The 26353-nt window shown below is 44.0% G+C and carries 26 protein-coding genes and 1 other annotated feature; of the genes, 14 read left to right on the top strand and 12 right to left on the bottom strand.

Features of this window, described 5'->3' with window-relative positions:
• Positions 1-184: 184 nt before the first annotated feature.
• Entirely contained in the window at positions 185-853 is a 669-nt protein-coding gene (locus CA598_RS21555; RefSeq protein ID WP_094877849.1) for a YutD family protein, read from the top strand.
• 123 nt (positions 854-976) lie between these two features.
• Here the strand turns inward: CA598_RS21555 and CA598_RS21550 are convergent, their stop codons facing one another.
• The 4 genes from CA598_RS21550 to ylbJ all read right to left on the bottom strand — a co-directional run bounded on the left by CA598_RS21550 (position 977) and on the right by ylbJ (position 5918).
• Complete coding sequence (locus CA598_RS21550) at positions 977-2416, bottom strand: S41 family peptidase (RefSeq protein ID WP_094873290.1); 1440 nt, start codon at positions 2414-2416, stop codon at positions 977-979.
• A gap of 20 nt (positions 2417-2436) precedes the next feature.
• Positions 2437-3618 (bottom strand): copper amine oxidase N-terminal domain-containing protein, encoded by a 1182-nt coding sequence (locus tag CA598_RS21545; RefSeq protein ID WP_179283728.1) that lies wholly within the window; start codon positions 3616-3618, stop codon positions 2437-2439.
• A 157-nt stretch (positions 3619-3775) separates the two neighbouring features.
• Complete coding sequence (locus CA598_RS21540) at positions 3776-4579, bottom strand: NAD kinase (RefSeq protein ID WP_042191633.1); 804 nt, start codon at positions 4577-4579, stop codon at positions 3776-3778.
• 76 nt (positions 4580-4655) lie between these two features.
• Positions 4656-5918, bottom strand: coding sequence for a sporulation integral membrane protein YlbJ (gene ylbJ, locus CA598_RS21535; RefSeq protein WP_094877847.1), 1263 nt, complete (start codon positions 5916-5918; stop codon positions 4656-4658).
• 412 nt (positions 5919-6330) lie between these two features.
• Here ylbJ and CA598_RS21530 point away from each other — a divergent pair, with 412 nt between their 5' ends.
• Together CA598_RS21530 and CA598_RS21525 are read left to right on the top strand one after the other, a co-directional pair.
• Entirely contained in the window at positions 6331-6714 is a 384-nt protein-coding gene (locus tag CA598_RS21530; RefSeq protein ID WP_094877846.1) for a globin domain-containing protein, read from the top strand.
• Between the two features lie 36 nt (positions 6715-6750).
• Positions 6751-7461 carry a DUF2225 domain-containing protein gene (locus CA598_RS21525; protein WP_094873295.1) on the top strand — a complete coding sequence of 237 codons (711 nt, stop codon included), beginning with the start codon at positions 6751-6753 and terminating at the stop codon, positions 7459-7461.
• A gap of 92 nt (positions 7462-7553) precedes the next feature.
• On the opposite strand, the gene CA598_RS33050 is transcribed toward CA598_RS21525, so the two are convergent.
• Positions 7554-7784: a hypothetical protein gene (locus tag CA598_RS33050; RefSeq protein WP_042130921.1), complete on the bottom strand. Its 231-nt coding sequence runs from the start codon at positions 7782-7784 to the stop codon at positions 7554-7556.
• The gene (locus CA598_RS21515) at positions 7781-7972 is read right to left on the bottom strand and encodes a YycC family protein (protein WP_042130920.1); all 192 of its coding nucleotides are present in this window, start codon (positions 7970-7972) and stop codon (positions 7781-7783) included. Before CA598_RS21515 ends, CA598_RS33050 begins: the two co-directional genes overlap by 4 nt.
• A 118-nt stretch (positions 7973-8090) precedes the next feature.
• Here CA598_RS21515 and CA598_RS21510 point away from each other — a divergent pair, with 118 nt between their 5' ends.
• Positions 8091-9890, top strand: coding sequence for a M3 family oligoendopeptidase (locus tag CA598_RS21510; RefSeq protein WP_094877845.1), 1800 nt, complete (start codon positions 8091-8093; stop codon positions 9888-9890).
• Between the two features lie 426 nt (positions 9891-10316).
• Complete coding sequence (locus CA598_RS21505; protein WP_094873297.1) at positions 10317-10727, top strand: O-methyltransferase; 411 nt, start codon at positions 10317-10319, stop codon at positions 10725-10727.
• Positions 10728-10866: 139 nt separating this feature from the next.
• Here CA598_RS21505 and CA598_RS21500 read toward each other — a convergent pair whose 3' ends face one another.
• Positions 10867-11097 (bottom strand): alpha/beta-type small acid-soluble spore protein, encoded by a 231-nt coding sequence (locus CA598_RS21500; protein WP_042130917.1) that lies wholly within the window; start codon positions 11095-11097, stop codon positions 10867-10869.
• A gap of 201 nt (positions 11098-11298) precedes the next feature.
• Positions 11299-12273: an aldose 1-epimerase gene (locus CA598_RS21495; protein ID WP_094873299.1), complete on the bottom strand. Its 975-nt coding sequence runs from the start codon at positions 12271-12273 to the stop codon at positions 11299-11301.
• A 134-nt stretch (positions 12274-12407) separates the two neighbouring features.
• Positions 12408-12647 (top strand) — a binding site (T-box leader).
• Between the two features lie 61 nt (positions 12648-12708).
• Here CA598_RS21495 and trpS point away from each other — a divergent pair.
• Entirely contained in the window at positions 12709-13695 is a 987-nt protein-coding gene (gene trpS, locus CA598_RS21490) for a tryptophan--tRNA ligase (protein WP_094873300.1), read from the top strand.
• 1 nt (position 13696) lies between these two features.
• Here trpS and CA598_RS21485 read toward each other — a convergent pair whose 3' ends face one another.
• Together CA598_RS21485 and CA598_RS21480 are read right to left on the bottom strand one after the other, a co-directional pair.
• Entirely contained in the window at positions 13697-13885 is a 189-nt protein-coding gene (locus CA598_RS21485) for a hypothetical protein (protein WP_042130914.1), read from the bottom strand.
• Between the two features lie 108 nt (positions 13886-13993).
• Positions 13994-14995, bottom strand: coding sequence for a metal-dependent hydrolase (locus tag CA598_RS21480; protein WP_094873301.1), 1002 nt, complete (start codon positions 14993-14995; stop codon positions 13994-13996).
• Between the two features lie 241 nt (positions 14996-15236).
• Between CA598_RS21480 and cyoE the strand changes: the two genes are divergently transcribed.
• Complete coding sequence (cyoE, locus tag CA598_RS21475) at positions 15237-16169, top strand: heme o synthase (protein ID WP_094873303.1); 933 nt, start codon at positions 15237-15239, stop codon at positions 16167-16169.
• Positions 16170-16186: 17 nt separating this feature from the next.
• The gene (locus tag CA598_RS21470) at positions 16187-16810 is read left to right on the top strand and encodes an SCO family protein (protein ID WP_306440482.1); all 624 of its coding nucleotides are present in this window, start codon (positions 16187-16189) and stop codon (positions 16808-16810) included.
• Between the two features lie 122 nt (positions 16811-16932).
• On the opposite strand, the gene CA598_RS21465 is transcribed toward CA598_RS21470, so the two are convergent.
• A complete protein-coding gene (locus CA598_RS21465) occupies positions 16933-17280 on the bottom strand; it encodes a DNA primase (protein WP_094877844.1) in 348 nt (115 codons plus the stop codon).
• A gap of 131 nt (positions 17281-17411) precedes the next feature.
• Positions 17412-18599: an MFS transporter gene (locus tag CA598_RS21460; protein WP_094873305.1), complete on the bottom strand. Its 1188-nt coding sequence runs from the start codon at positions 18597-18599 to the stop codon at positions 17412-17414.
• Positions 18600-18869: 270 nt separating this feature from the next.
• Between CA598_RS21460 and CA598_RS21450 the strand changes: the two genes are divergently transcribed.
• The 6 genes from CA598_RS21450 to CA598_RS21425 all read left to right on the top strand — a co-directional run bounded on the left by CA598_RS21450 (position 18870) and on the right by CA598_RS21425 (position 26340).
• Positions 18870-19307, top strand: coding sequence for a hypothetical protein (locus CA598_RS21450; RefSeq protein WP_042191604.1), 438 nt, complete (start codon positions 18870-18872; stop codon positions 19305-19307).
• A gap of 61 nt (positions 19308-19368) precedes the next feature.
• Positions 19369-20514, top strand: coding sequence for a transglutaminase domain-containing protein (locus CA598_RS21445; RefSeq protein ID WP_094873308.1), 1146 nt, complete (start codon positions 19369-19371; stop codon positions 20512-20514).
• A gap of 263 nt (positions 20515-20777) precedes the next feature.
• Positions 20778-22853 carry a peptidoglycan D,D-transpeptidase FtsI family protein gene (locus CA598_RS21440; protein WP_094877842.1) on the top strand — a complete coding sequence of 692 codons (2076 nt, stop codon included), beginning with the start codon at positions 20778-20780 and terminating at the stop codon, positions 22851-22853.
• Positions 22854-22879: 26 nt separating this feature from the next.
• Entirely contained in the window at positions 22880-24985 is a 2106-nt protein-coding gene (locus CA598_RS21435; protein WP_094877841.1) for a peptidoglycan D,D-transpeptidase FtsI family protein, read from the top strand.
• 77 nt (positions 24986-25062) lie between these two features.
• On the top strand, positions 25063-25818 hold the full coding sequence (locus CA598_RS21430; RefSeq protein WP_094873314.1) for a Cof-type HAD-IIB family hydrolase: 756 nt from the start codon (positions 25063-25065) through the stop codon (positions 25816-25818).
• Positions 25819-25854: 36 nt separating this feature from the next.
• Complete coding sequence (locus CA598_RS21425; RefSeq protein WP_076285251.1) at positions 25855-26340, top strand: DUF456 domain-containing protein; 486 nt, start codon at positions 25855-25857, stop codon at positions 26338-26340.
• Positions 26341-26353: the final 13 nt, after the last annotated feature.

Raw genomic sequence — 26353 nt, 5'->3', positions numbered from 1 at the left:
GTTCGCCTGAAAGCTTTCCGAAGGAAAGCTAGCATCGTAAGCATACACTGTTGATTGATTTCAACCGCTGATGCGGTTCAAATAAAAGAAATTAATCAACAACAGCGACCGAAAGCCCAATATTTCTCGGAAATGACGGTATAATCAACGCACCCTCCCCACAGAAAGGCAGGCGACAAAAGGTTTGATCGTTATAGGCGGAAAAGGCTACGAACTAATGTTAGATCATAAGGATGGTTGGAATCCGGAGGCGTTTCGCGGAAGATATAGCGAGGTGCTGGAAAGATACGACTACATTATTGGTGACTGGGGTTACAGTCAGCTGCGTTTGAAAGGCTTTTATCGGGACAACCACCCAAAGGTGAATCGGGATACAGCGATTTCTGGTATGGTCGATTATATTAATGAATATTGCAATTTTGGCTGCGCATATTTTGTGTTGCATAAGTTAAAAGAGGTACCACAAGAAGGTTTGTTCAAGGATATTCTGATCAAAGAAATACCAGAGCCGAGTGAGGAAGAAGATTCGGAGCTAGAAGCTGAAGATAATGATGGAGCGGCTATAGATAAGGAGCTTTCCTCTAAAGAACCATCATCTAAGCAAGGCTCGAATTCATCTGCTGCATTTAAAGAAATGACTTCTGCTAAGGAACGACCTTTGAGAGAACATCAAAGCCGAAATCACCGGGGGAAAGATTCGCAAGGGAAGAAATCCAAAAAGGAATTTCAAAGCAGACCACCCCAAGGTCAATCCCAAAAGCCCCAACATACACAAAAGCCTCAAAATAATCAAAACACACAGAACACAGAAAACACACAAAACACACAAAACATAGAAAATCCACAATCTTAATGATTAAAGCTGACCATAAGTAGAGTCCTTCTACGAATGAGACAGCTTTTTTCTTTTGAATAGACAGGTACAAAAAAGGCAGCAAACCTCCATCTCCGGAGAATTGTTGCCTTTTCTTATGGATTATTTTATAGATAATTTCAATTGCTTCTGTGTAGCATTGTAACTCCATACGAGGGCCGGAAACTTCTTCTTAAAGGCATTTAATTCAATGTAGGTCTCACCATTCTGAGATAGCGCCTCTTTGGAGGAAAGCGTAAAGCCGGTGGACGCGCCTGTTCCGCTCTTTACGATGACCTTCTTGTTCTTGGCATCCCAGGTGATTTCGCCCTCGACAAGTGCAGCCAGCACAAGCGATGAAGCATAAGTTTTATCACCCTGTTTCACAAGACCAACATTACCAGCAAAAGGAACGCCATTGATATTTAAGATATGATGATCTCCGGTGACTTCTAAAGTCTTCATTCCAGCAATCTGCAGGGCGGTAATCAGCTGTGCAGTTTTTCCCTTTACCTCAATATCCGGTGCGAGACCGATGTGATTAAAGTCTTCTTTTTTAGGTGTTAGATATTTCTGCGTGGTCAATTTCAGCATGTCGCCATTAGACACTGGAAGTAGGCTTTGAATACGCGCTTTGCCGTAAGAACGAGTGCCTACAACAGTAGCCAGCTTGTTGTCGCGCAGGGCCCCCGTAAGAGCTTCCGACGCACTTGCAGTGTATTCGTTGGTTATAATTACGACGGGCACACCAATTTTGCTGCCACTAGTAATCGTAACAGGAGTTAACGCGCCACTTTGATCAGAGGTATACATCATGATGCCTTTATCCATAAAACTAGAGGCAATGTTGTATGCCGAATCCATGTAGCCACCCAAGTTATCACGTAAATCAAGCACCATGGATTTCATTCCCGCTGCACGCATCTTCTTCAGCATAGCGGCGAATTCTTCATCAGAATTCTGTGTGAAACCACTTAGTGAAATATAGGCAATCTTCGGACCAATGAGGGTTCCAAAAACGGAAGTCGAGTTCAATTCATTTCGGGTGACAATATAAGATTTTGTGACCCCATTTCTGAGGATCAGCAGGGTGACCTTAGTGCCCGCGGCTCCACTCAGTTCCGAATCATCCGTTTCGTCAACAGGTATTCCGTTGATTTTGAGAATCGTATCGCCGCGTTTCAAGCCTGCCTTTTCAGCAGGAGAACCTGGAGAGATTTCTTCGATGTAGAGCTCTATCGGCGTATATTGAAGTTTAACACCGATTCCAACGTATTCGAGATCAACCGCATGCTCAAATTGCGCCGCTTCCTCGGAATTGAAGTATTGGCTGTATGGATCATCCAATGTGTTCACCATGCCGTCAATTGCTCCGCGAATCAAAATATCTTTATCTACATCTGAAAGGTTATAGTTCTCCAATAGCTTCATTACTTCATTAATAAGATCACTGTTGTCTGTGGAAGCTTTAGCGGCATCTGCGGCGGAAGCCAGTGGAGCAAATGTAATAGATAAAGCTAGACAGCTCGTTAACAGTGCACTTATTATTTTTTTTGATTTCATGGAATCAAACACCCTTTTTATTAGGATTTCACAAGTTTATTGTAGACGTTATATGTGTCATCGATTGTCCATATACCGGCATCCGACTTGGATAGAATATAGATAAGGCCTTGCTCATAAGTCTCTTCTTCACTAGCTTCCTTGTCTTTGCTTTCTACATATATAGCAGCTTCTTTGGCACTGTAATAATAAATATTTGAAATGCCTGGAGTATAGGTAATATCATACGAAGCAAAGAAATCATCCAAATCTGCCTTAAGAGAGGAATCATATTCTTCTCCATAGGAAGTCATCGTGGAAAGAACTGCTGTAGGATTCTGTTCGTTCATTGCTTGATAATACTTGTTAACAGTACCTTTGATGGCATCCGCATCGTTTTGAGGGATGTTGGCTGCTGGTTTTATACCTTGTTCATGCGTAAGGAGAATGGTCGAACTTTGGGATTCCACGGATGAGATCTTCCAGCTTCCGTTCTTGCGGACCAGGGTATATACGTATTCATTCTCTGTATCAGGAGTATAAGCCCCACCTATTCTGCGAGAACTTTCAAGTGTATACACAGTGGCTTCGTCAGCCTTTATGTCGAGGATTTCCAAGCTATCAATCGTATTCTTTATGTCGAAAGCTTTAAAAGATTCCTTGAGCTCGGCCACTGATGCTGCGTCAGAGGATTCCTCCATAAGGGAATAGAAGCTAGTCGCATTTTCTTCATTGAAATATTTATTAGCCAAACGAACTAATGCTGTAATGGCTGCTTCGTCCTTATCTTTGGAGACAGGAGTAGTAATCTGTACACTTCTATTGGTGGAATTCCAGACGGCCGTCCCCCCGGTTGCCTCAGCAATAAAACGCAAAGGGATGTATGTAGTGCCAGCAGAGGAAACTGGTGCAGTGGTTAGTTTTTTAACGGTTCCATTAACAGTAGCACGGTTACTGCCAATTTTGAGGGTAATCGCAAGATTTGAGCCTTTACCTGTTACTGTTCCAGTCTTAGCATCCCAGAGCACTTGAAGTCCAAGCTTCTCAAAGACAACCCGGAAAGGTACAAGTACAGAATTGTTCGCTAAGTATGGGGATCCAGCGGTGAAGGAAACCTTACTTCCGTTAATATAAACATCAATGGGTTTCGAAGCTGCAAAAGCCGGGACTGCAAGTATAAGGGCCAGTAGACTTATGCTAATGAGGGATAAAAATTTTTTCAACAGTACTCTCTCCTTTTATGTAACTCTTTGTAAAATAGCCTCATTATACCATTTGGCTTCTCTCTCAGTCTATCAGTTGGTGTTAGTTTTGTCACACAAAAAAGCCGGAGAAATGGATATCTCCAGCCACTGAAAATCGTTGGATCGAAGGTTAATCTTAAACCAAAAAAGCTTCACGTACACGGTTCCAGAACGGAAAAGGACGGTACCGGGCGAAACTGACCTTCTTGTCCGATACTTGGCAGCGTACTGAAATCAGATCATCTACCGGGATATTATTATGATCTATCGTGAGTAGTAAGCGCTGATCCTTACATGAAAGAATATCGCAATGGTGATGCTTCGGCAGTAGTAATGGCGACCCCATTGTTCGAAATACACGGTTGTTAATGGAGGCGATTTCGGCAATCTGCAGCGCTTCTATAGATGGGTGAACCATGGCTCCCCCAAGGCTTTTGTTATAGGCCGTGCTACCAGAAGGAGTAGAAATACAAAGTCCATCACCCCGGAACATTTCGAAGGTAACATCATTGATGTCAACTTGAATCATTATAGTTCCATCTACCCCTTTAAGGGTGAATTCATTTAGGGCAATGTGGGACGAAGAACCGGATTTCTTGTGAATTTCCAGCTCAAGTAACGGATATTTCACGATACGAGGTTTCTGAGGCTCAGAATCTTCGGTTCCGCACATGTAGTCGATTAACGTGGGAAGCTCTTCGGCTTGCCAGTCCGCATAGAAGCCTAAGTGTCCTGTGTGCACACCTACGAAGGCTAGATTGGGGATTTGATCGATAAAGGTATGAAAAGCGTGCAGCATTGTGCCGTCTCCGCCAATAGAGATGACGATTTCGGGAGACTCGGCATCCAGTTGCAGGTCCCGCTCCGCCGCCAGCTTGTGAAACTGCTCGGCAAGTTTGATTGATAGTTCATCACCGCGGTCCAGAACATAATATCTCAAGATGTACAGGCTCCTTTTGTATAATTCAGTCATACACCGATCATAATCAATCTTGACCCGGAACACAATATGTTAATCAACTTCGCCGTACCCATCGAATCATTGTAATGAATACAGGGATAAGCAGTGAGACTAGAATTGCAGCTGTTAATAATAGGCTCAGCAGGGCGAGGCTTGCCGTGATCCCTGAGGCAGAAGGAGTAAAGGCCGTAGAGGCTGGTAATGATATCCATGTGGTAGACAGTCCTGTGTTCATCACAGGCTTCCAGAGCAGCAAGACCAATCCTGATGCGAGTATGGCGTGAATTAGCCGTGCAGTCAAAAATGGCAGATACCGAAGTCCCGTACCGTTCAGAATACTTGCCACCTGGGCATGTACAGATAATCCGCCCCAGGAGAGGATGAAGGCAGCAGCTGCTACCTTGAACTGAAGCGGGATGGAAGCTGCGGCTTCACCTGCTGAACGGGCACCGATCGTCACCTCAAAGAATCCGCTAATGAGAGCCTGAGCTAGTTCTGGAGGACCGCCTACAAGGGACACAAGATGTCCTGTCATGTTAAAGAGGGAGGATAGGATACCGGCACGGGCCAGCAGTTCCATTAGCACATTGAAGAATACAACCAAACCGCCTACGACAATAATCAGCTTTAGCGAGGACTGGATTGCTCCCTTTAAGAGCTCCCCAAAGCTCCGTCCATCTTTACGCCGAGCCTCCTCCATGGCAAGAAGTGCTGCATGGATTCTTCCAAAACCTTTTTTGGCTGGAACAGAGGGGGCAGTAGAACTAGTTATGGATGGGTCTTGGGAGGGGGATCTCTGTTCTTTGCGTCCATGGAACGACATTAGCAAGCCAACAATCAAACCGCTCCCATAGTGAGCAAGGGCTAGGATGAGCCCCAACGATGCGTCTCGAAAAAAGCCTACAGACACTGCGCCTAACAGAAAGATTGGATCAGAGGAGGTTGTGAAAGCGACTAATCGTTCTCCCTCTACTCTGCTAATCAGATTCTGTTCCCGCAGCTTAGCGGTTAATTTAGCGCCAACAGGATATCCTGATACATATCCCATCGCAGCGACAAACCCGCCGCTTCCCGGTATACCAAAAAGAGGGCGCATCAATGGATCTAACAGTGCACCAAAGAGATGAACGATCCCTAGACCTAGCATGATTTCGGATATGACGAAGAATGGAAATAGGGAGGGGAATAACACATCCCACCAGATGGCCAGGCCTCGTAAGGCTGCGCCAAGGGATGCCTCCGGATGAAGCAACATCAGCAGCATACAGCCCGCCAATATTAATCCCAGCAGTGGGCCGCCAATCTTTTTAAAAGTCATAATTAACGCCTCCTGATCTATGGTTAGATGTATGCGAAAAGAAGGACAAACAGCACAAAAAAAATAAAGGAAGCGGTTACATAAATCGGTGCTTTTTCGCTCGAAATATGATATTATGTAAATAAGAAATGCACCCTCTGTTACAAGAATAAATGGGATGGAGTGATGGCGATGAGCGTTGTAGCCGGAGTTCTCGTTTGTGCTTTTGTATATGTGATCCGTGTCTCTCTCGTCCCTGCAGGTGATGAAGAATTTCGGACCTACTGACAATAACCTCCAGGCGCTAAACTATAGTTTAGCGTCTTTTTTCTGCCGTTTAGGGGCACTTTCGACGGATATCCGAGCCGTGCTTTTTTTTGGTATAATAAAATAAGAAACGTTTCATTAATATGGAAGAGAGCTGGTTACCTCAATGAATCCAAATGAGAGTATATATGAGAACTTAGGAGGAGCTGAAGCGCTACATAAATTGGTGGAAGTGTTCTATGCCAAAGTGCAGCTTCATCCGCAGCTGGGTCCGTTATTTCCTGAAGACATTTCTCCTGTTCTGGAGAAGCAGTATCAATTCCTGACACAGTTTTTTGGCGGTGGCCCATTGTATTCAGAACTGCATGGACATCCCATGATGAGAGCAAGGCATATGCATATTCCCATTACTCCAGAACGTGCTGAAGAATGGTTGCAGTGTATGAAAGAGGCGCTTGTGGAGACCGGCGTAGAAGAGCCGCTGCGTTCCTTCGTGCTTAGCCGCCTTGCAGGTCCCGCACATCATTTTGTTAACATGCCCCAGGAATAATAAGGGACAGGTTGATCCTGAAAGGAATGAGAGTACTTGCCAGACTTAATACCCCTATATTCTATTAAGGTCAAATGTTGCAATTGTGAACATGAATTTTCAACCTCTCGCGTACGCCCTAGTCTAAAAAAGGCTATTCGCCGCGATGCTGATTTTTGTGCATATTACAAAAACGAGAATCCGGATTATTATGTTGTACGTGTCTGCCCAAGTTGTGGGTTTGCCTCTACAGAAAATTCAGCGGACAAGCTGACGGATCTGCAGCGAAAAGCATTCAATGAACAGGTAGGAAAACGATGGAAGAGCCGTGACTTTGGGGATAAACGAAGCTGGGAAACTGCACTCGAGACCTATAAACTGGCGCTTTTATGTGCTCAAAGTATTAACGATAAGGATCGAATTATTGCAAGTCTGCTTCATCACATTGCCTGGTTGTACCGGTATCAAGGGAATACGGAACAGGAACAACGCTTTTTGCGCTATTCATTAGCTGAATATGTGAAGGTATACGAAAAAGACGGAATAGCTGGCAATGATGCCCGGCTCATGTATCTTATCGGCGAACTTAACCGGCGCATTGGAGAGTTCTCTGTGGCTGTAATGTGGTTCTCCCGCCTGATTAATGATCAGAAGATTATGGATGCTGCGATGATTCGAGCTGCCAGGGAGCAGTGGGTTGTGCTAAGAGAGCAAATGCGCGGCGAAGCTGTAGATATGGATGCCGATGGATTGCCTTCAGGTTCTTAAAGCTTTACAAACAACAAAAAGCGCAGAAGAGAGTAATGCTCTCGTCTGCGCTTTATAAAAATGGTAAGATTGGGATTTAGATGAACTTCTCTTTATCGAACTGCCCGATCGAATAGGAGGTAATCTCCGTCGTTATCTACAACTGTAGGGCTAGCGCTGCAACATGGGAAGACAAGTAGTTTTTTCTTGCCGTCACGAACGATTTGCAATTCTTTTGGCTTCATAGGGAGAAGAACATTCTCCGAGTTGCAGAAAGGGCAATACTGCACATACATATCGCCTAAAATAATGTCATAAGGCCAGGTATGACTAAAAGGAATCATTGTGAATCCTTTCCAGAAGGAGACTCTTCATTTCCATCCTCAGCTTGCGGTGAATTCTGCTTTTTGGATAGCTCAGCTATTTTTTGCAGTAAAATATGTTGGGGCATATGCATCAAGTGTTCCAGTGGAACGCCTAGTTGCTTGGATAACGTTATGGCTGTTTCCGGTGAAATTTGTAGTGGCTTCATATGGATGCCCTCCTAAAGTTTATCGGCTATGAATGTTCCGGTATCGTTATTCACTTTACCATGGTGTTAAGTCAATTACAAAGAAAACCAAATGAGAGCAAAGGAATGGTGAGAAGACATGAAACAACCATTATCACTGACTTGGGAACTTGATTCCATATTTCATGGAGGATCGTCCTCTACTGAGTTAGAAAGCTTTTTAAAGAATCTTGAACAAGATATTGCAGCCTTACAGGGTCTGGTGAAGAATGCCGTAGCTCCAACGGATGTTGAGTCTACAAAGGCGCTGGACAAGGTTATAGAACTGCTTCAGAGCTGTTCAGGAAGACTTGTGGAGGTCTCTTCCTTCGCAGACTGTCTGGGCGCTCAGAATCAAATGGACAAAGGTGCGGTAAGACTGGCGGCTCGAGTGACAAGTATGCGTGCCGGATTCGAAGGCATTAACTCACAATTCAGTAACGTGCTTCGTCAGACTACGGACAAGGTATGGGCAGAGTGGATGTCACGTCCTGAGATTGCTCCATTAACGTTCGTGCTGAGCGAGAGCCGTGACTTGGCCCGTGAGAAGATGAGTCCAGAGTTAGAAAGCTTAGCGCTTGAACTAGCCGTTGACGGATATCATGGATGGAGCGGGCACTATGATACGATTGTAAGCTCGATTAAGATCCCATTTGAGGATGAAGAAGGAACAAAGCTGCTCTCCGCAGGTCAAGCTTTTAACAAGCTGGATGATCCAGATCCGAAAGTACGTCAATCCATGTTCCATAAATGGGAAGAAGCATGGACCGAAGCAGCAGATAACTGTGCGGATACCTTGAATCACTTAGCAGGCTTCCGTCTGAAGCTCTATAAAGGAAGAGGTTGGGAAGATATTCTGAAAGATCCGCTGAGCATCAATCGCATGTCACAAGATACTTTGAATTCGATGTGGGACGTGATTACGAATAGCAAGCCTGCACTCGTGACCTATCTTCAACGTAAAGCCAAGCTGCTTGGACTGGATGCTCTTTCCTGGGTAGATGTCGAAGCGCCAGTGGGTAAATCTTCAGGTAAAATCCCATATGATCAGGCTGCTAAAGATATCGTTACCCAGTTCCGCAAATTTAGTCCGAAGATGGCGGAGTTTGCAGAGCGTGCTTTTGATCATAACTGGATTGAGGTGGAGGATCGTCCGGGGAAACGTCCTGGAGGATTCTGTACTTCCTTCCCTGAGAGTAAGGAATCGCGGATTTTCATGACTTATAGCGGTACAACGTCCAATGTTTCAACCTTGGCGCATGAGCTGGGACATGCTTATCATTCTTATTTACTGGATGATCAACCTGTATTTAATCAGAACTACGCTATGAATGTTGCAGAGACTGCTTCAACCTTCGCAGAGGTCATTGTGTCTGACGCTCAGGTTAAAGCCGCTAGCAACGCTGAAGAGAAACTGGCGCTGCTTGAAACGAAAATTCAAAATAGCGTAGCCTTCTTTATGAACATTCACGCCCGATTCTTATTCGAGACTCGTTTTTATGAAAAACGTAAGGAAGGCCTTGTAAATGCTGAGGAGCTGTCTGAATTGATGGTGGAAGCACAGAAGGAAGCCTTCTGTGGGGTGCTTTCGGAATACCATCCCCATTTCTGGGCTTCTAAACTGCATTTTTATATCACCGATGTGCCGTTCTATAACTTCCCTTACACCGTTGGCTACATGTTCAGCACAGGCTTGTATCGACTGGCTCTGCAAGAAGGAGCGTCCTTTGCAGACAAATACGATAGCTTGTTGCAAGATACTGGTGTGATGACTTTAGAGGATTTGGTACTTAAGCATCTGGGTGTGGATCTTACGAAGCCGGACTTCTGGCAAGGTGCTACAGATCTGATTGTAGCTGACATTAATGAGTTCTTGGAGATGACGGAGCAATTAGTTTGAAAAAGTCTAAACTAAGACAAATTTAACGGTAGAAAAAACAATAATTTTTCAGCATGAACACGCAAAAGCCCCTGAAACAGGGGCTTTTTTTAATGATAAAATGTCGAAAAATCACGATTTATAAAAAGAAATATGCGATTAATCTATGGATTTTGCGCATACATAGGGATAATAACCCAATTTTGCCGAATAATGTTGTTTGCCATTTGTCAGTAACCTATAATGAGTCTTAAGACTTATATAAGGCGCGCTAGAATACCACTTGGCTAAGCTCACAAAACTAAGCAAGCGCTTACGAAGTCAGTTCTGCGAAGTGAATTTGAATGAAGCTATGCTCACAAAACGAAGTAAATGCTTTCGAAGCAAGTTTTGTACGAAGTGAATTCGAATGAAGCTATGCTCACAAAACTTTTAGGAGGAAAAGTAATGCTTAAGACGGAACAACTATCATTAGCGAGACAGATGGACATGGTGTTTAAGGAGCTACAGGAAGAATTATCGGGATTAACTTCTGGTACGGTTTTTGTGCAAATACGAAATAACATGATTGGAAAATTCGGGATACGACATAATCCTCTTTCTGGGCGAAGTGGGGGATTCACTGATGCAAAAGAAGGGATGACAGATGGACAGCAGTCTTCTTTTCGACTAATGGCGCTGGAAAGCCTGAAATACAAGCGGCGTTGGACGCATGGCGAGATTTCTTATGAATTCGCCATTAGACAGGGAATGGTGATTGTAGATGCTACATTGGAGTCCAATTATAATATGGCAAATCTAATGATTCGATCGCCTCGTAATGCCTATGCTGAAAGCTCTGAACAATTTTTCGGTTAAGCGTTGTTTACATAAAATTTCAATATATTGTGAAAATCAAAAACCCTCCCACAGCTTCAGAAAGAAGTGTAAGAGGGCTCAAAAGCTACTCGGCTTTAGGCTTTATACCTAGCCGGATAAAACACTTAAGATAACGTTGTTACTGACGACCAGACAGTTGTTGTTCTGCCAGTTGTACTAGACGTTTAGTGATGTAACCGCCCAGAGAACCAGTTTCGCGAGAAGTGTAGTTCCCGTAATAACCGTCAGCTGGGATCGTTACTCCAAGCTCCTGTGCTGCTTCATATTTCAACTGTTGCAATGCTGCAGTTGCTTGAGGAACGACCAGGTTATTGGAACGGCTGCTACGACCTTGACCTGCTTGACCCATGTGTGTCACCTCCTTCGCCCGTTGTGAAGATAGTATGAGCGCTAAGAGGTTAATTCATGCATCACTTCGAAAGGTTTTAAGGATGGTAATTATTAGTGGAATAAAAGTGAGGATAGGAATCCTTTATTGCTAGGGATTTACAAAAAAATCGGTCTTCCCTTACGTAATCGCAAGGCAAGACCGATATAGTGTATATGTGCTTTAAATCTCAGGATAGATCATTTCCAGCACGGTGGATAGATTCTGACTCTGACCAGGTTCTATCGTTAAAAGACCTGTGAAGGAAGCATCCTCGGATACATTCGGTGCATTCGCGAGCCAAGTATAGGGCTCAATGCACAGAAATTGTTCGGCGGGTCCTTTGGTATATAGCACCCAGTGACGGAATAGATTCTCGTCAGCAGTATAACGAAGGCCATAACCATCATCGCGTAATAATAAGGCTTCTACAGGTTGTTTTTCTCCAATACGTAGAGCAGTATCAAAATTAGTTCCCTGCATGTTCATTCCGGTGTTCAAGGCTTCCAGATCACCAAGTGGAATTAGATTGCCGCTAGGGAGCAATTCATCATTCAGTTCATAAATACTATTTACCGGGAGCTTAAGATTCCAGCGCTCAGGTTCTCCATCAATCATAAACCAGGTGTGATAACCGATTCCAAAAGGAATTCGGTGATCTCCAAGATTTGTAACCTTTAAAGTTTGGGTAAATCGGGCTTCCTGAAGCCTAAACGTCATTTCGAATTTAAGCGGGATAGGGAATTGCTCCATCCAGTGGGGATCATCTTCTGTTAGAAATTCAGTAGTGACCGCGCAACCATCCTCATCTTCTTCAATATCGCTGACACACCAGGCCTGAGTTCGGTGTAGACCATGAATATGATTGTCATTAGCGGTGTTCTGGTCAAATTGATAACTTGTACCCTCGAACTGAAATTGGCCCTTACGAATTCTTCCGGGTGGAATTAATAGCGGCATGCCAAAATGGTAAGGTTTTTGCATAAAGAAAGCTTGATCGCTTTCATCAGGGCGCCGTAGAATTTCCCGTTGTTTCTTTACATCAAACAATGAAATCACGTTATTTCCTAGTCGCGGCAAAAGCGTGACTTCCAGTTCACGGCTGTGCAAAATATAAGTATCATAACCGCCCCACTGCCCTTTGGTCACCTGTTTCATGAGATATGCTCCTTTATCGTAACTGTAATCGAATAGAACATGGATAACCTTATCATAACAGATTTATACGGTAGTGGTTAAGTGATTTGACAACTTCTCTTTATGGTTCTATGATGAAGGCATTAATTCATGATGATAATGTGATGACGGGGACAAGTAGGCAGGCATTGCACCTTCAGAAAGCCGGTGGTTGATGCGAACCGGTAGGACAAACCTGATGAATGGACCCCTGAGCGCCGAGCTTGAACGGGAGCTAGATGCCCTAGTAGACCGGCCGGATCTTCCCCGTTAACGGAAGACTAAGGCTGTTTTTTTCTTGTCCAAACAAGATTAAGCAGCGAATAAGGGTGGCACCACGGTCTCACGTCCCTTGCGGATGAGGCTTTTTTTGCGTTCTCGGAAACTTAGAAACGAAATCAAACGGAGGTCTATATTATGAAAAAAGTAATGTCAGGTATTCAGCCGAGCGGTTCACTTACACTGGGGAACTACATTGGAGCACTGAAAAATTTTGTGAAGCTGCAAGAGGATCATCAATGTTTCTTTATGGTAGTCGATATGCATGCAATCACTGTAGCACAAGATCCTGCGGCACTGCGTGAACAGTCAGAGTCCGTAGCGGCCCTCTTTATTGCAGCAGGAATTGATCCTGCACGTTCTAATGTCTATATGCAGTCTCATGTGCCACAACACGCTGAACTGGGCTGGATCATGACGACACTTACAGCAATGGGCGAGCTGGAGCGTATGACCCAGTTTAAAGATAAATCATCAGGCAAAGATTCTGTTGGCGCTGGTTTATTCGTCTATCCTTCCTTGATGGCAGCAGATATTCTTGTTTATAATGCGGATCTTGTACCAGTTGGAGAAGATCAGAAACAACATTTGGAACTGACTCGTGATTTAGCTGGCCGCTTTAATAATCGTTTTGGCGAATTCTTTACCATTCCGGAGCCGTACATTCCAGAGGTGGGTGCACGTATAATGTCTCTGGATGATGGCACCAAAAAAATGAGCAAGAGCAGTCCTAACGCAGGCAGCTACATTGCTCTGTTAGATTCACCGGACATAATCCGTAAAAAAATCAGCCGTGCAACGACTGATTCAGGACGTGAAGTGATTTTTGATCCGGCTAATAAACCAGAGATCAGTAATTTGATGAGTATTTATTCCGAATGTTCTGGAATGACACTGGGGCAAATCGCCGATCGTTATGAAGGGCAAATGTATGGCGGCTTTAAGAAGGATCTTGCTGAAGTGGTTGTAGCTACGCTTGAGCCTATACAACAACGATATAATGAAATTCGTAGCTCGGGTGCGATCACAGATATTCTTGCAGAAGGTGCTGGTCGTGCGCGCATTGTTGCCACAGAGACGCTGAATGGAGTTAAAGAGCGGATGGGATTTCTGCCAGCCCGTTAATCTAATCAGCGCTTAGGCTTTCCTGCTTGCGTCTGATCTTGGCCTTAAGAATAAATCCCCAGCCGATATTCATGACACAGAGAAATCCGAGCAGAAGTGCCAACCAAAAGCTATAACTGATCGCGATTGAAGCGGCAGTAAGAATAAGAATAGAAGAACAAGCGAACCAAAGTGAAAGTCCTTTACCCATTAAGAGAGCCTTCCTTTCTATGTCTGCTAAAATGAATCCCGGAGTATGATAATAATACTCCGGGATTTTTTGTGATTATAGAATAGATCTCTGCGTAAGTCTACAGTTTCATCGTAAAGATCCAGGGTCAATGGAAAATCGTTTGTCGAGCTTCTCGCTGCTAAGCCAACCTACATAAGTATTTAAAGGTCGATATTGATTGTCCATCACTAATACAGCCACAAATGGGTATTGTTTACGATGTAAATAACGTACGTCCCCCCAGCGCACCATATATCCTGAAGGAAGTTCTTCGACTTCGGCTACTGCATAAGAGGTGAAGTATAGAAAGGACTGAATATCAGGGTGCGACTTGGATATTTCCACAGCGGGATGATTCGAGCATACAGCATGTTTGAACCATTCCAATCGATGATTGACTAACTGCCCAACATCATAGCTACCATCTTTTTTCACTTTTACTACGTTCCAGCGCTTTAGAGAAATTGTAGGGATTACAATATAACGTTCGCCGGCATTATGATGTAAATCCTTGAGTTTGATATTACGCGTAAGGCGTGCGTGAACGACGGTTCTCCAAATATAATAAAGAATTGTACAGGCATACAGCGTAATAAATAAAGGTTGCGGCGGAACGATACCGGTGATCCAGAGAAGGATGGCTGCGATATGGCTACCAAATATAAACGGGTCAAAAATGTGGATGATGTTCCAGGCAATCCATTTCTCTGTGAATGGACGTGCAGCCTGAGTGCCATAGGTATTAAATAGATCAGAAAATACGTGAACACCTACGCCAATGAAGCTCCAGAGTGCGATGTGGCTTAGGGCTTGTAAATCAGTAAAGCCAAATAAAGGCCCCAACACGAAGGAAATCAGGGCGGGCCACAGAATTAGAAAGGGTAGGGAATGTGTGATTCCTCGGTGATTACGAATATACAACGCATTATCCTTCAGTCGTAGCGCAGTATCGGCATCAGGAGCCTGAGAGGCGAGCACTGTTGCCAGCATAACAGCCCCGGCCAGTTTCGGATCAGAAGCAACGATGGGATCAACGAAGGAAAGCCCGGCTAAGCCTAGGCCCATAACTAAATGTGTAGCAGTATCCATTGGTCAGTTCTCCTTTGTTGTTCGGAAGTTCTCTATTAATAATTACCCAAATACAGCTCTGGTTATTAGGGGGATTGAAAGAAAAATTAAATAAATATTGTCACGTAATTGTCGAATTCATGAACTTACTGCCCCATGACTGTCAAAGTCTTCACGGGTTTGTTATGATAAAGTTAACAGCGAAGTAGTGAATACTTCGGTTAGAACGTTAGATTTTCGTTTAGAAGGAGGATCATTAGGTGTGGACAATCATATAACATTTCAAGCTTCTTCCGATTCTGCAGCCATGTCTGCAAAATCTCCACCGGAAGGTGCTAGCTGGCGTGATTTCATTGCTGTAACAAAACCCGGTATTATCCGATCTAACCTTATTGCGGCGTTTGCGGGATATTGGTTGGCCTCGGGTTGGGATGTTCATTACGGCAGATTAGTTCTGACTCTGCTCGGTACAATGCTGGTTATGGCTTCGGCCTGTGTTTTTAATAACTATTTCGACCGGGATCTGGACATGAAGATGGAAAGAACCCGTGAACGGGGGCTTCCTACAGGACGACTGAAACCAAACACTGTATTATTATACGCCATTGGGCTTGGTATTGCAGGTTTGATCGTGCTGTTTGCTTTTTCAGGTATGCTTGCTGGTTTGTTTGGAATTGTTGGCATGTTCGTTTACGTAGTAGTATACACGCTTTGGTTGAAGCGGACATCCACATGGAGCACCTCTGTAGGTGCGATTTCTGGAGCAATGCCCCCGGTAATTGGTTATGTTGCGGTTTCAGGAACGGTTGATCTAGGCGCTTGGCTGATCTTTGCCATGTTGTTTCTATGGCAACCCCCTCACTTCTGGGCGTTGGGCATTAGACGTAAAGAAGAATATAGAGCGGCAGGATTTCCATTACTACCTGTAGTTAAAGGAACACGACGTACGAAATTTCAGATGATTCCTTATGTTGCCCTTTTGCTGCCTATTCCAGTGTTAATGTACGCCTACGATTACGCAGGCATATTTTTTCTAATCATTTCATCAGCGTTGTCCTTGGCTTGGTTAATATTGACCTTGATGGGTTTTAAGGCAAAGGATGATGAAGTTTGGGCGAAGAAGAACTTCCTCTTCTCCATTAACTACCTGACGGTTAGTTTGATCGTACTTGTATTAAATACGATTCACGGTTAAGAAGAGGGAGGGTATACGTGTCCGTGCAGACCTTTAAGCGTTATAAATGGACTTGGCTTCTGCTAATACTTGCTTTGATTATGGCTGGTTATCTGGCAATTAACGCTTTAAATTTAGGAAAAGAAAAATTGCCAGTAATCGGAGAAGTACAGGACTTTTCTCTTGAAAATGTGAATGGAGACCAGGTTACTCTGGCTGATACACAAGGTAAAGCACGGCTGGTATACTTCTTTTTTACACAGTGTCCGGATGTATGTCCCATAACTACGTTTTTGTTATCTCAGACACAGAAGATTCTGGTCGAGGATGGCAGTTTTGGTAAAGATACGGAGTTTGTTTCTATCTCTTTTGATCCGAAGAATGATACTCGGGAAGCTATTAAGATTTTTGCAGACCGTTTTCAGGCGAATTATGATGGATGGTATTTCTTGCGGGGGGATCAGGAAGAAGTTCGTAAGTTAGCAACGGATTCTTTTAAAGTATTAATCGCAGGGAATTCCAGAGAAAATTTCGTACATGCCAACCGTATAGCGCTAGTTGACCGAGATAATCGACTTCGTGCATTGTATGACGCAGGAGATACGGAGAATGTAACGCCTGAATTTCTTGCCGACCAGCTGAAGGAATTGGCTCGGGAATAGAACATCAAATCTTAAAAACGCCTTTTTCGAATCCCTTTTTATTGGGGGATAACGAAAAAGGCGTTTTTTTATATACGATAGTATAAGTTTCCTGCAATACATTATCCTTATACTTGCTTCAGCTAAAATGGAAGTGGTTCAGGGTAGATGATAAAATCTTCCAAACCGGCTTTTTCGAGCTGAGTGATGTTGTATTCATCAGGCGTACCTTCCACACCTGCATATCCGCGGCGAGTATAAATATGATCGGCATCTGGGAAGGCATCCCGGAGCACACTGCGTATTTTTTTGCCAGAGCTGTCGTTATCCAAATAAAGGTATACCTCTCCATCTCCTACTTGTTGCCGGAGGGATTCTAATTTTAGTGTATTTAATGTACCAAAGGTACATAGGATTTCTACTTCCGGTACCAGCACGCGTCGTAATTTGCTGCGGTCGTTCTTACCTTCGACAATAATCGTTATGGACATTAGCTGACAATCACCTCCGGGAATGGGTCCAAGCATCAGGCTCATTATAGTTTACCGAAGGATCGTCATTTTTAACAACTGTTTCGGCAGGAAAGTCTTCATTCCCCGGGAAATGTCGTAAAAGCCAAGAATCATGCGGCTCGCCCTTTCCATTTGGAAGTAAGGTTCGATAGTTTCCCTGTGTTTTTAGGTGGAAGAAGAAGCAATGCTACCATTAGAACTAGAAAGGCTATGAAGTAAGGAGAAACAAAGGACCTTAGCTGTCCGGCAGCCACGGGACCAGCGAATGCACCAAGTGACATGGCTATCGATTGCATGGAGAAAGTCCGACCCATTCGCCCAGGACCACCTAGACTAATGAAGAGTGAGGCCATTGCAGGAAATAGCACTCCTTTGGCTGCACCGAGCACAAAAAGAATCGCAGCAGTCGGGATACTGTGGAATGAGGCGAGTCCAAAGAAGCAGATAGCCATTCCCAGTAATGCCGCTGCTATTCTTCCTCCTGGTGATAGACGGTTCAGAAAGAGCATGCTAAGCGTTACCAAAGCACCTAAACTGAGGAGTGACAGGAGTATACCTGTGGAAAGGATACTATTACTCCCTGTTTGAGATAGTGGGAGCTCGAAAAAGAGAACGCCTTGTGAACAGGAAACGAAAAAAGGTAAAAGGTAATACCGTTTGGATACCTGATCGTCATCTTTCGCTGGAATAGAAGGTTTATCTGGAACTTTTAATGAGGATTGCGCTGAGCTTAGCGGCTTTAAGATATGTCTCGAAGGTGCAGGTACACTAAAAAAAGCCATGATTCCTGTTGCGATAAGGAGCCATCCAAGTGTGGTGAAGGTACCAGAGTAGCCGGCTTTTGCTACGATAAAAGCTCCCGCAGCAGGCGATACAACGGAAGCTAACGTATGAACGATACCATGTCCTGACATATATTTACCCTGCTCTGTGGCATCCGATGATAAAGAAGCTAGTAACGTCATACAGGCTGGAGAGAGAAAAGCGAGCACGAATCCACTTGCTGCTCTTAGCATTAGCAGATGCCATGGAAGCTGTACATGAGCTTGCAGCAGTAGGATAGCTCCCGCTGCGACAAGGCTGAAGACGATGTAGCGGCGGGAGCCATTACGATCGACGAGTACGCCTGCAAGCAGATTGCCGGGAAGGTGGGTCAACGAGTACATGCCCATCATCCAGCCAATAAAGGTGGGTCCCGCGCCAAGAGAGATGGCAAAGGGCGTAAGGACGGGATACTGAGCATGTAAATCGAAGAACGCCAAAAAGAGAAATAAGTATAGCCACAGCGCAGTTTTCACAGGGGAACACCTCCGAGAGCCACCTACAGCACAAGTGAATGCAGGACGGCGTAATAATGAAGAACCAATTCTTAAGCACTACTTGTACTTTACGTGGGACAGAGAGGGCTTATACCGCTTTTTTAATTCCACTCGTAGGTATACCTTTTACGGAGGGTGGAACCATGAATTATGATGGGTATTCATGTATAATAATTAATATTGGCGTTATGTCTATGGGAAGAGAGAATCCTTGGGACGAAACTAGGCGATAGGGGTGTTGTGAGATTGATGGATCCAGAGGTATGGTCACAGTTTATAAGGGAAAATTGGCTAGTTATTGTAATTGCGCTTGTCCTGCTGTTTGCGGTTGTTAATTTGGTTAAAACCGTTCTGAAATGGGCGATTGTCATTGTGATCGTTGTAGGCTTGTTCATCTATAGTGGTGTTACAATGGACCAAATTGGTAACGCTGTGAATAAGGTGGCAGATGGAACGGTAAGCACGCTAAAGAAGGAAGCGCAAGAGGTTATGCTTAAAGAAGCGCAGGATGCGAAGTACACTTCAAATGGAGACGGGACCTTTACGATTACAACGCCGAATATTGAAGTGAAGGGCGCAGCGGGTGAAGATAAAGTAGAGGTTACTTTCCGTGGTGTTAGTCTTGGGAAGTGGAGTGTTACTGATACGACAAAAACATTTATCGAGGAAGCCCGCAAACATCAATAACAGGCTTGGGCTCAAAAATATAACAAGCGAGCAAGCGCGCGACTGAAAGGAGAGAGCGAATATGATAAACGGATGGATGACTAGTGTGAGTGATGCTAATATCATCTCGATCGCCCTCCTGCTGGTTGTAGTCTTCTCTCTATTGCAAGGCTGGAGCAGAGGTTTCTCAAGTGCTACCGGAAGATTATTTGGGCTGCTGGGAACAGGATTATTTACTATAGCATCTTTGGTATTAGCTATCCCAGCTGCAGCCTACCTCAATCCCTATGTAGAGACTTGGGCGTCGGGGATTAGTCTTCCTGACACGAAGCTTACACAGTGGCAGCAAATTTATTATACGGCGGTGTCTGTGTTATCAGAATCACCGCTAGTTAGATTTCTGTTATTACTCCTGATTTCTTATCTGTTAATCCGTATGCTCTTAGGGTTGTTATCCATGTTGCTTCCTTTTCCACAATTGCGGCGTGCTAAGAAGTTTAAAGACAGAAAGATTACGCAGGTTAGCCGTATGGGAGGAGCAATCGTTGGATTAATTATCGGTTTAATGCGTAGTCTGGTAATTGTTCTCGCTCTTTTCATCTGTGTTGGATTAAATCCGGAGAGTGGATTTAGTCGTTATGTGGAGTCCTCTCCAATCTATAGTCAGAGCGCTGCAGCTGTATTTGAACCTATTGTTGGTGAGACTGTGCAGAAGAAACTCCCTATTCTGACGAAGACCGTTGCAGCAGAGATGAATGATATCCTTCGCAGGAAATATGAGGTTATCGATCATGAAATTCCTCAGGATATTATAGGAGCAGCAGAAGACATTGTTGGACAAGCGCAAGATGAAGAGAAAAAAGCGAGACTTCTCTATGATTGGGTAGGTACACGCGTGACTTATGATTATGCTAAAGCTGATAATTATTTGCAAAACAGGGTCTGGCATGAACAAACACCACAGGATACATTCGACACTCGGCAAGGGGTATGTATAGACTATGCCCGACTGTACGCTGTGATGGCTCGTTCACAGGGCTTGCAGGTTCGGGTTGTAACAGGTCAGGGTTATGATGGGCGTGGCGGGTATGGTGCACATGCTTGGAATGAAGTATATATAAGTGATCGGCAAGCTTGGATCCCGCTGGATCCGACTTGGGCTAGCAGCGGAGATTGGTTCAATCCGAAGGATTTTGATGAAACGCATATTAGGGAGAACGCCCTCTGAGTGAGGGCGCTGAACTCCTGGGGTGTGGTACAATAAACTCAAGTAACGTCAGTTCTAACTTAAATGCGAGGGCATGCTCACAATAAGCAGCTAAGAACTCACCTTCATCATAAGAGTAATGTCACAGGCAAAGGTATGTCAGACATTTTCAAATATAAGAAAGTATAAGCACTATACTTTATGTCTTATATTTCTCGCATAAACACTTACCGTCCTTATAAGGACAGTCAAGGCGTTTATGCTTGTAGAAGGGGAGAAAGCTGGTGAGTTTGTTTGGTAAGCAGCCCCCGCCTAAGGACGGGATATCTTCAAGAAATTCTGTAGGTCTGAGACTGAATGTTTTTTTCTTTGGCACTTTTTTTATTTTTTGTATTATTATTGTACGTCTTGCAGGTTTACAGTTTACTGAGGGAGCTCTGTTGAGTGAAGAAGAAACGAGCCGGGAAACGAAAATTGTTCCGCTCGCAGCGATGCGTGGGATTATTTTTGCTGCCGAAGGAGAGCAGATTGCCTATTCAACACCTACGGAGTCGCTTTACCTTACATTAACTAAAGATTACACAGCTAGAACGACAGATAAAGTAACAGGTGAGACCTCACTTACGGAGAAGGCGAAGTACAACTCCGATATGCTTGCAGTAAGGCTTGCAGCTGATTTTGCTAAATATGGAGATCCGAATGCACCGAAGCTGACGCAGCAAGATATCTTGGATTCATTAGATTTAGATTTCAAAAAGTATTTAGGTTATGTGCCGCGACGGATCAAGACTGGATTAATTCCAAAGGAAATAGCCTATTTTATGGAGCATAAAGACAATTATCCGGGGCTAACGATCGTGGAGGAGAGCGTTCGTCACTACGATAAAGATACGGTAGCGGTGCAGACAGTCGGCTTTGGAAAGCCATTTAAATCGACTGAAGATATAGCGATGTATAAGAATGTCCGTAGTGAAATGAAAAAAGATTCTCCCCCTGGACTTATGTATAAAGCAGAAGAATATGTGGGGTTTGATGGTCTGGAAATGCAGTATCAACGAGAGCTACGAGGAGAAAATGGTTATCAGGTCATTTCGGTGACTCCTCAGAATATGGCTGAGAAGGTTGAACAGAACGTTGCTCCTGTAAAGGGTAATAATATTTGGATGACCCTTAATAAGAAGATTCAGATGAAGACAGAACAGGCCATATTGGATCAGATTAAATGGCTGCATACCAATGCTGTTCAAGGTGAGACGCATCCAGATGCTTTAACCGGATATGCCGTAGCCATGGAAGTGGAGACTGGAAATATTGTCGCCATGGCAAGCATGCCGGATTACGATTCAAATGTATGGACCAAAGACTCCTTACCGACAACTGTCTGGAATAAAATTATGAATAATCATCTAAATGGTACGATTACTTCAAATTCATCTGGTAGATCAGGTCATGATTTTAGTTCACTTGTGTTTATGGGATCTACGATCAAACCATTAAGTGTGTTAATTGGTTTAAATGAAGGTTTTTTTAATACCTCAACAACCTATTCAGATGTGGGCATTACTTATTTCGGTAAGGATAATAAATCATCCGTACGAAATTCATCGGGTCACGTATATGGTCCACTAGATCCAGCTAAAGCTATTAGAGACTCTTCTAACGTATTTATGATTGATATGGTGGGTAAGCAGCTTTACAAGAAATATCCGGGGGATAAAGGCATAGAGGTCTGGGACAGATATATGAAAGAATTCGGGCTGGGTGTATCAACGAAAAGTGGTCTCCCAGGCGAATCACCGGGCCAGATTAACTATACTGATCTTAAGGCCGCAGGCAGCTCGCAGGCCGCACTTATCTATGCTTCTTTTGGCCAACAGGGCAGTTATACTACATTGCAGCTTGCCCAGTATGCTTCTACGCTTGCTAATGAAGGGGTGCGTATTAAGCCTCAACTTGTTAGTAAGATCACGGATGCACAAGGGAAGTTGGTTAAGGAATTTAAACGAGAAGTGCTTAATACAGTAACATTTGACAAATCCTACTGGAAAGAGATCAAACAGGGGATGAGCAGTAAAGTTAGTGCTTTTGATGATTTCCCTTATGATTTTGCACGTAAGACAGGTACCTCTGAAAAAACAGATAGAAAAAATATTAACCGCGATAATGGGGTATTTATTGCTTTTGCTCCGCGAGATAATCCGAAGCTGGCCGTAGCGGTTGTTATACCAGAAGGGGGCTTTGGCTCCAACAGCGCTGCTCCGGTGGCTCGTAAAATTTTTGACGCCTATGATTGGGAGTACGGGCTCGATGGTGTGCCGAAAAAGAATGTTGCTCCTGCGTCAGGCCCCGTTCAAGAATAATTAGAGAAAAAGGAGAGAAATAAACTGTGAGTTTTTTCCGTAAGCAGGCCTCGCCTCCAGATGAGACCAACAGTAAAAGTTCCATAGGCCTGCGACTCAACGTGTTTTTCTTTAGCACGTTTGTTATATTTTGCGTAATTATTATACGCCTGGCTGTGTTGCAATTCGTGGAAGGACCCACTTTAACTGAAGTGGAGACAAGCAGAGATACCAAAAATGTACCGCTAGCTTCCATGAGAGGTGTAATTTATGCTGCTGAAGGTGAGAAGTTAGCGTACTCTACGCCGGTTCAATCGCTGTATATTACGCTTAATAAGGAGTTTACCGCCAAGCAAACAGATAAAATTTCCGGTAAAACTACTCTGACCCCTGAAGCGAAAGCTAAATCAGATGCATTGGCGGCTAAGCTGGTAGCTGATTTCAATAAATACGGTGATCCAAAAGCTGAGAAAATGACAGAAAAAGATGTTATTGAGGCACTGGATTTATATTTCCGGAAATCACTAGGCTTTATGGCACGGCGAATTAAGGCTGATCTAACGACTCAGGAAGTAGCCTATTTCATGGAACATAAGGATGAATACCCAGGCCTTGAGATTGTCGAGGAAAGCATTCGTCATTACGACAAAGATACGGTTGCCGTACAGACGGTAGGTTATATCAAGCCTTTTAAATCAGCAAACAGCCTTAATATTTATAAGAATATCTTAAATGCAATGAAGAACAATCCGGAGCCAGGACTAACTTATAAAGACGACGAATTTGTCGGATTTGACGGCCTGGAGCTGCAGTATCAGAGAGAGCTTCGGGGACAAAACGGCTATCAGGAAATCTCCGTCAATCCACAGAACATGGCAGAAAAAGTCGAACGTGTAGTTCCTCCTGTAAAAGGTAATGACGTCTGGACAACCATTAATAAGAGCATTCAGATGAAGACAGAGCAGGCAATTATGGATCAGATTAAGTGGCTGCATTCCAATCCTGTACAGGGAAAAACGCATCCTAATGCTTTAACTGGTTATGCTGTAGCGATGGAAGTCGATACGGGGAATATCGTCAGTATGGCAAGTATGCCGGACTACGATACGAATATTTGGACATCAGGCTCTTTATCAACAGATGTCTGGAACAGTATTATGAATAACTACCAGAACGGAACCATTAATCCGATTTCTTCAGGAACTTCAGGGAATGGGCTTAGGTCTGTATTGCTATTAGGTTCAACGATTAAACCTTTAAGCGTTCTCGTCGGTCTGAATGAAGGCCTCTTTACACCTTCAACTTACTATTCAGATAGAGGTTTCGCGACTTTTGGTAAAGCTGGTCATGAAACCAAGGTAAGAAACTCTGGAGGACATGTGTACGGTTCTATGGACCCTGCAAGAGCGATTGAGAAATCGTCGAATGCGTTCATGGTTGATATGATCGGTAAACGATTGTATGACAAATACAAAAGCAAAGGCGTAGATATCTGGGATAGGTATATGAAAGAGTTTGGTCTTGGTGTATCCACGGGAAGTGGTCTGCCCAATGAATTCTTAGGACAGATTAACTATACCAATATAGAGGCGGCAGGTAGTGCCCAAGCGGCACTTGTATATGCTTCTTTCGGGCAACAAGGTAGTTATACAGTGTTGCAGCTTGCGCAATACGTAGCTACACTTGCTAATGAAGGACAGCGGATCAAACCTCAGCTAGTTAGCAAGATTACAGATGCTGACGGAAAAGTAATTAAGGAGTTCGGTCGTGAAGTGCTAGATGAGGTAACCGCCTTCGATAAATCCTATTGGAAAGAAATCCAACAGGGTATGCGAAGTGAAGTGAGTGCTTTTTCTAATTTCCCTTATGATTTTGCTCGTAAGACGGGAACATCCCAACAAGTGGCAAAGGGTCAAATTCGCGATAACGGTGTATTTATTGCCTATGCCCCACGAAATAATCCTAAGCTGGCCGTAGCCGTAGTTATTCCAGAAGGGGGCTTTGGTTCCCAGAGTGCTGCGCCGGTCGCACGCAAAATTTTTGATGCTTATGATTGGGAATATGGACTTGATGGCGTTCCGAAGAAGAGTCTACAGTCAGGTAATAATACGAATGATCTCGCGAATGAAGGAACGACTACAGGTACTCAGTAACTTCGACTCTAAGGTGAATAATGATTAAAAAATAAACAGCTGCTCTATTGAGAGCATAAAAGAATGGAGGGGTGGCAATGACTGCCAAATACCGCCTGCTTGCTTTGGATATGGATGGAACCCTACTGAATGATGAACAGATTATTACACCTACAACGGTGAAATGGCTTCAAAAGGCGGTCGACGCAGGCGTTCATGTCTGTCTATCGACAGGCCGGGCTTTTACAAGTGCATTTCCATATGCTGAGCAGCTTGGACTAGAAACACCTATGATTACTGTGAACGGTAGTGAGGTATGGCGAGCACCGCACGAAATTTATCGGCGATCCTTGATGGACCCTATGCTGGTACAACAAATGTATGAACTTGCTAAAGAAGATGACATCTGGTTCTGGGCCTATTCTACGGAAAAGGTCCACAAACAGGATAACTGGGATGGGGATGTAACAGGCAGAGAATGGCTTAAATTCGGTTATCACACCGAAGATGATGAGCTTCGTCATAAGCTGCTGCTTCGTCTTCAAGATATGGGTGGGCTGGAGATTACGAACTCCTCTCCGCATAACCTGGAGATTAACCCTCTTGGAGTGAATAAAGCAGCCGGAATCATGGAAGTCTGTAAGCTCCTAGGACTAGACATGTCCCAAGTTATAGCGGTTGGTGATAGTCTCAACGACCTTGCAGCGATTCAGCAGTCAGGGCTTGGGGTTGCCATGGGCAACGCTCAGGAGACGGTTAAAGAAGAGGCTGACGCTGTGGTGGCTTCTAATAATAATGATGGAATTGCAGAAGTCATTCAAAAATATATTTTTAATGAAGCTATTGCGAAGTGAATCCATAGAGCATATTTGCTATTAGGAGGTTAAGTATTGACGATCCTGGGTTGGATTCTTATTATTGCTTTATTTGCCGTAGGGCTAGCCGGGGCAGTGTATCCTATACTGCCGGGTGCACTTGCGATTTATCTTGCTTTTTTCGTATATGGCTGGTTCTTTTCTTTCGAGCCTTTTGGTGTTTGGTTCTGGATCATTCAAACGCTGATCGTTGTAGTTCTATTTATTGCTGATTACGTTGTAGGGGCGTGGGGCGTTAAGAAATTTGGCGGCTCACGTTCATCGATTATCGGGAGTACGATTGGGCTAATCATTGGTCCTTTTGTAATCCCAGCCTTTGGACTTATTATTGGTCCGTTTCTGGGTGCCTTTATAGGAGAATTGATCGTGGGTTCTTCACCAGCTAAAGCTGCCAAAGTAAGTGTAGGATCCATACTTGGGTTGTTTAGTAGTACTGTTGTCAAAATTGTGCTACAAATTATTATGGTCGTCCTCTTTTTTATATGGGTCGTCCGGTTTTAATTTTAACAGTGAA

Origin of the sequence: Paenibacillus sp. VTT E-133291 (assembly GCF_002264395.1) — a bacterium.
GTDB lineage: Bacteria > Bacillota > Bacilli > Paenibacillales > Paenibacillaceae > Paenibacillus_AQ > Paenibacillus_AQ nitricinens.
Note: the sequence above shows the minus strand (reverse complement) of the source record. Positions and strands in the feature narration are given on the sequence as shown.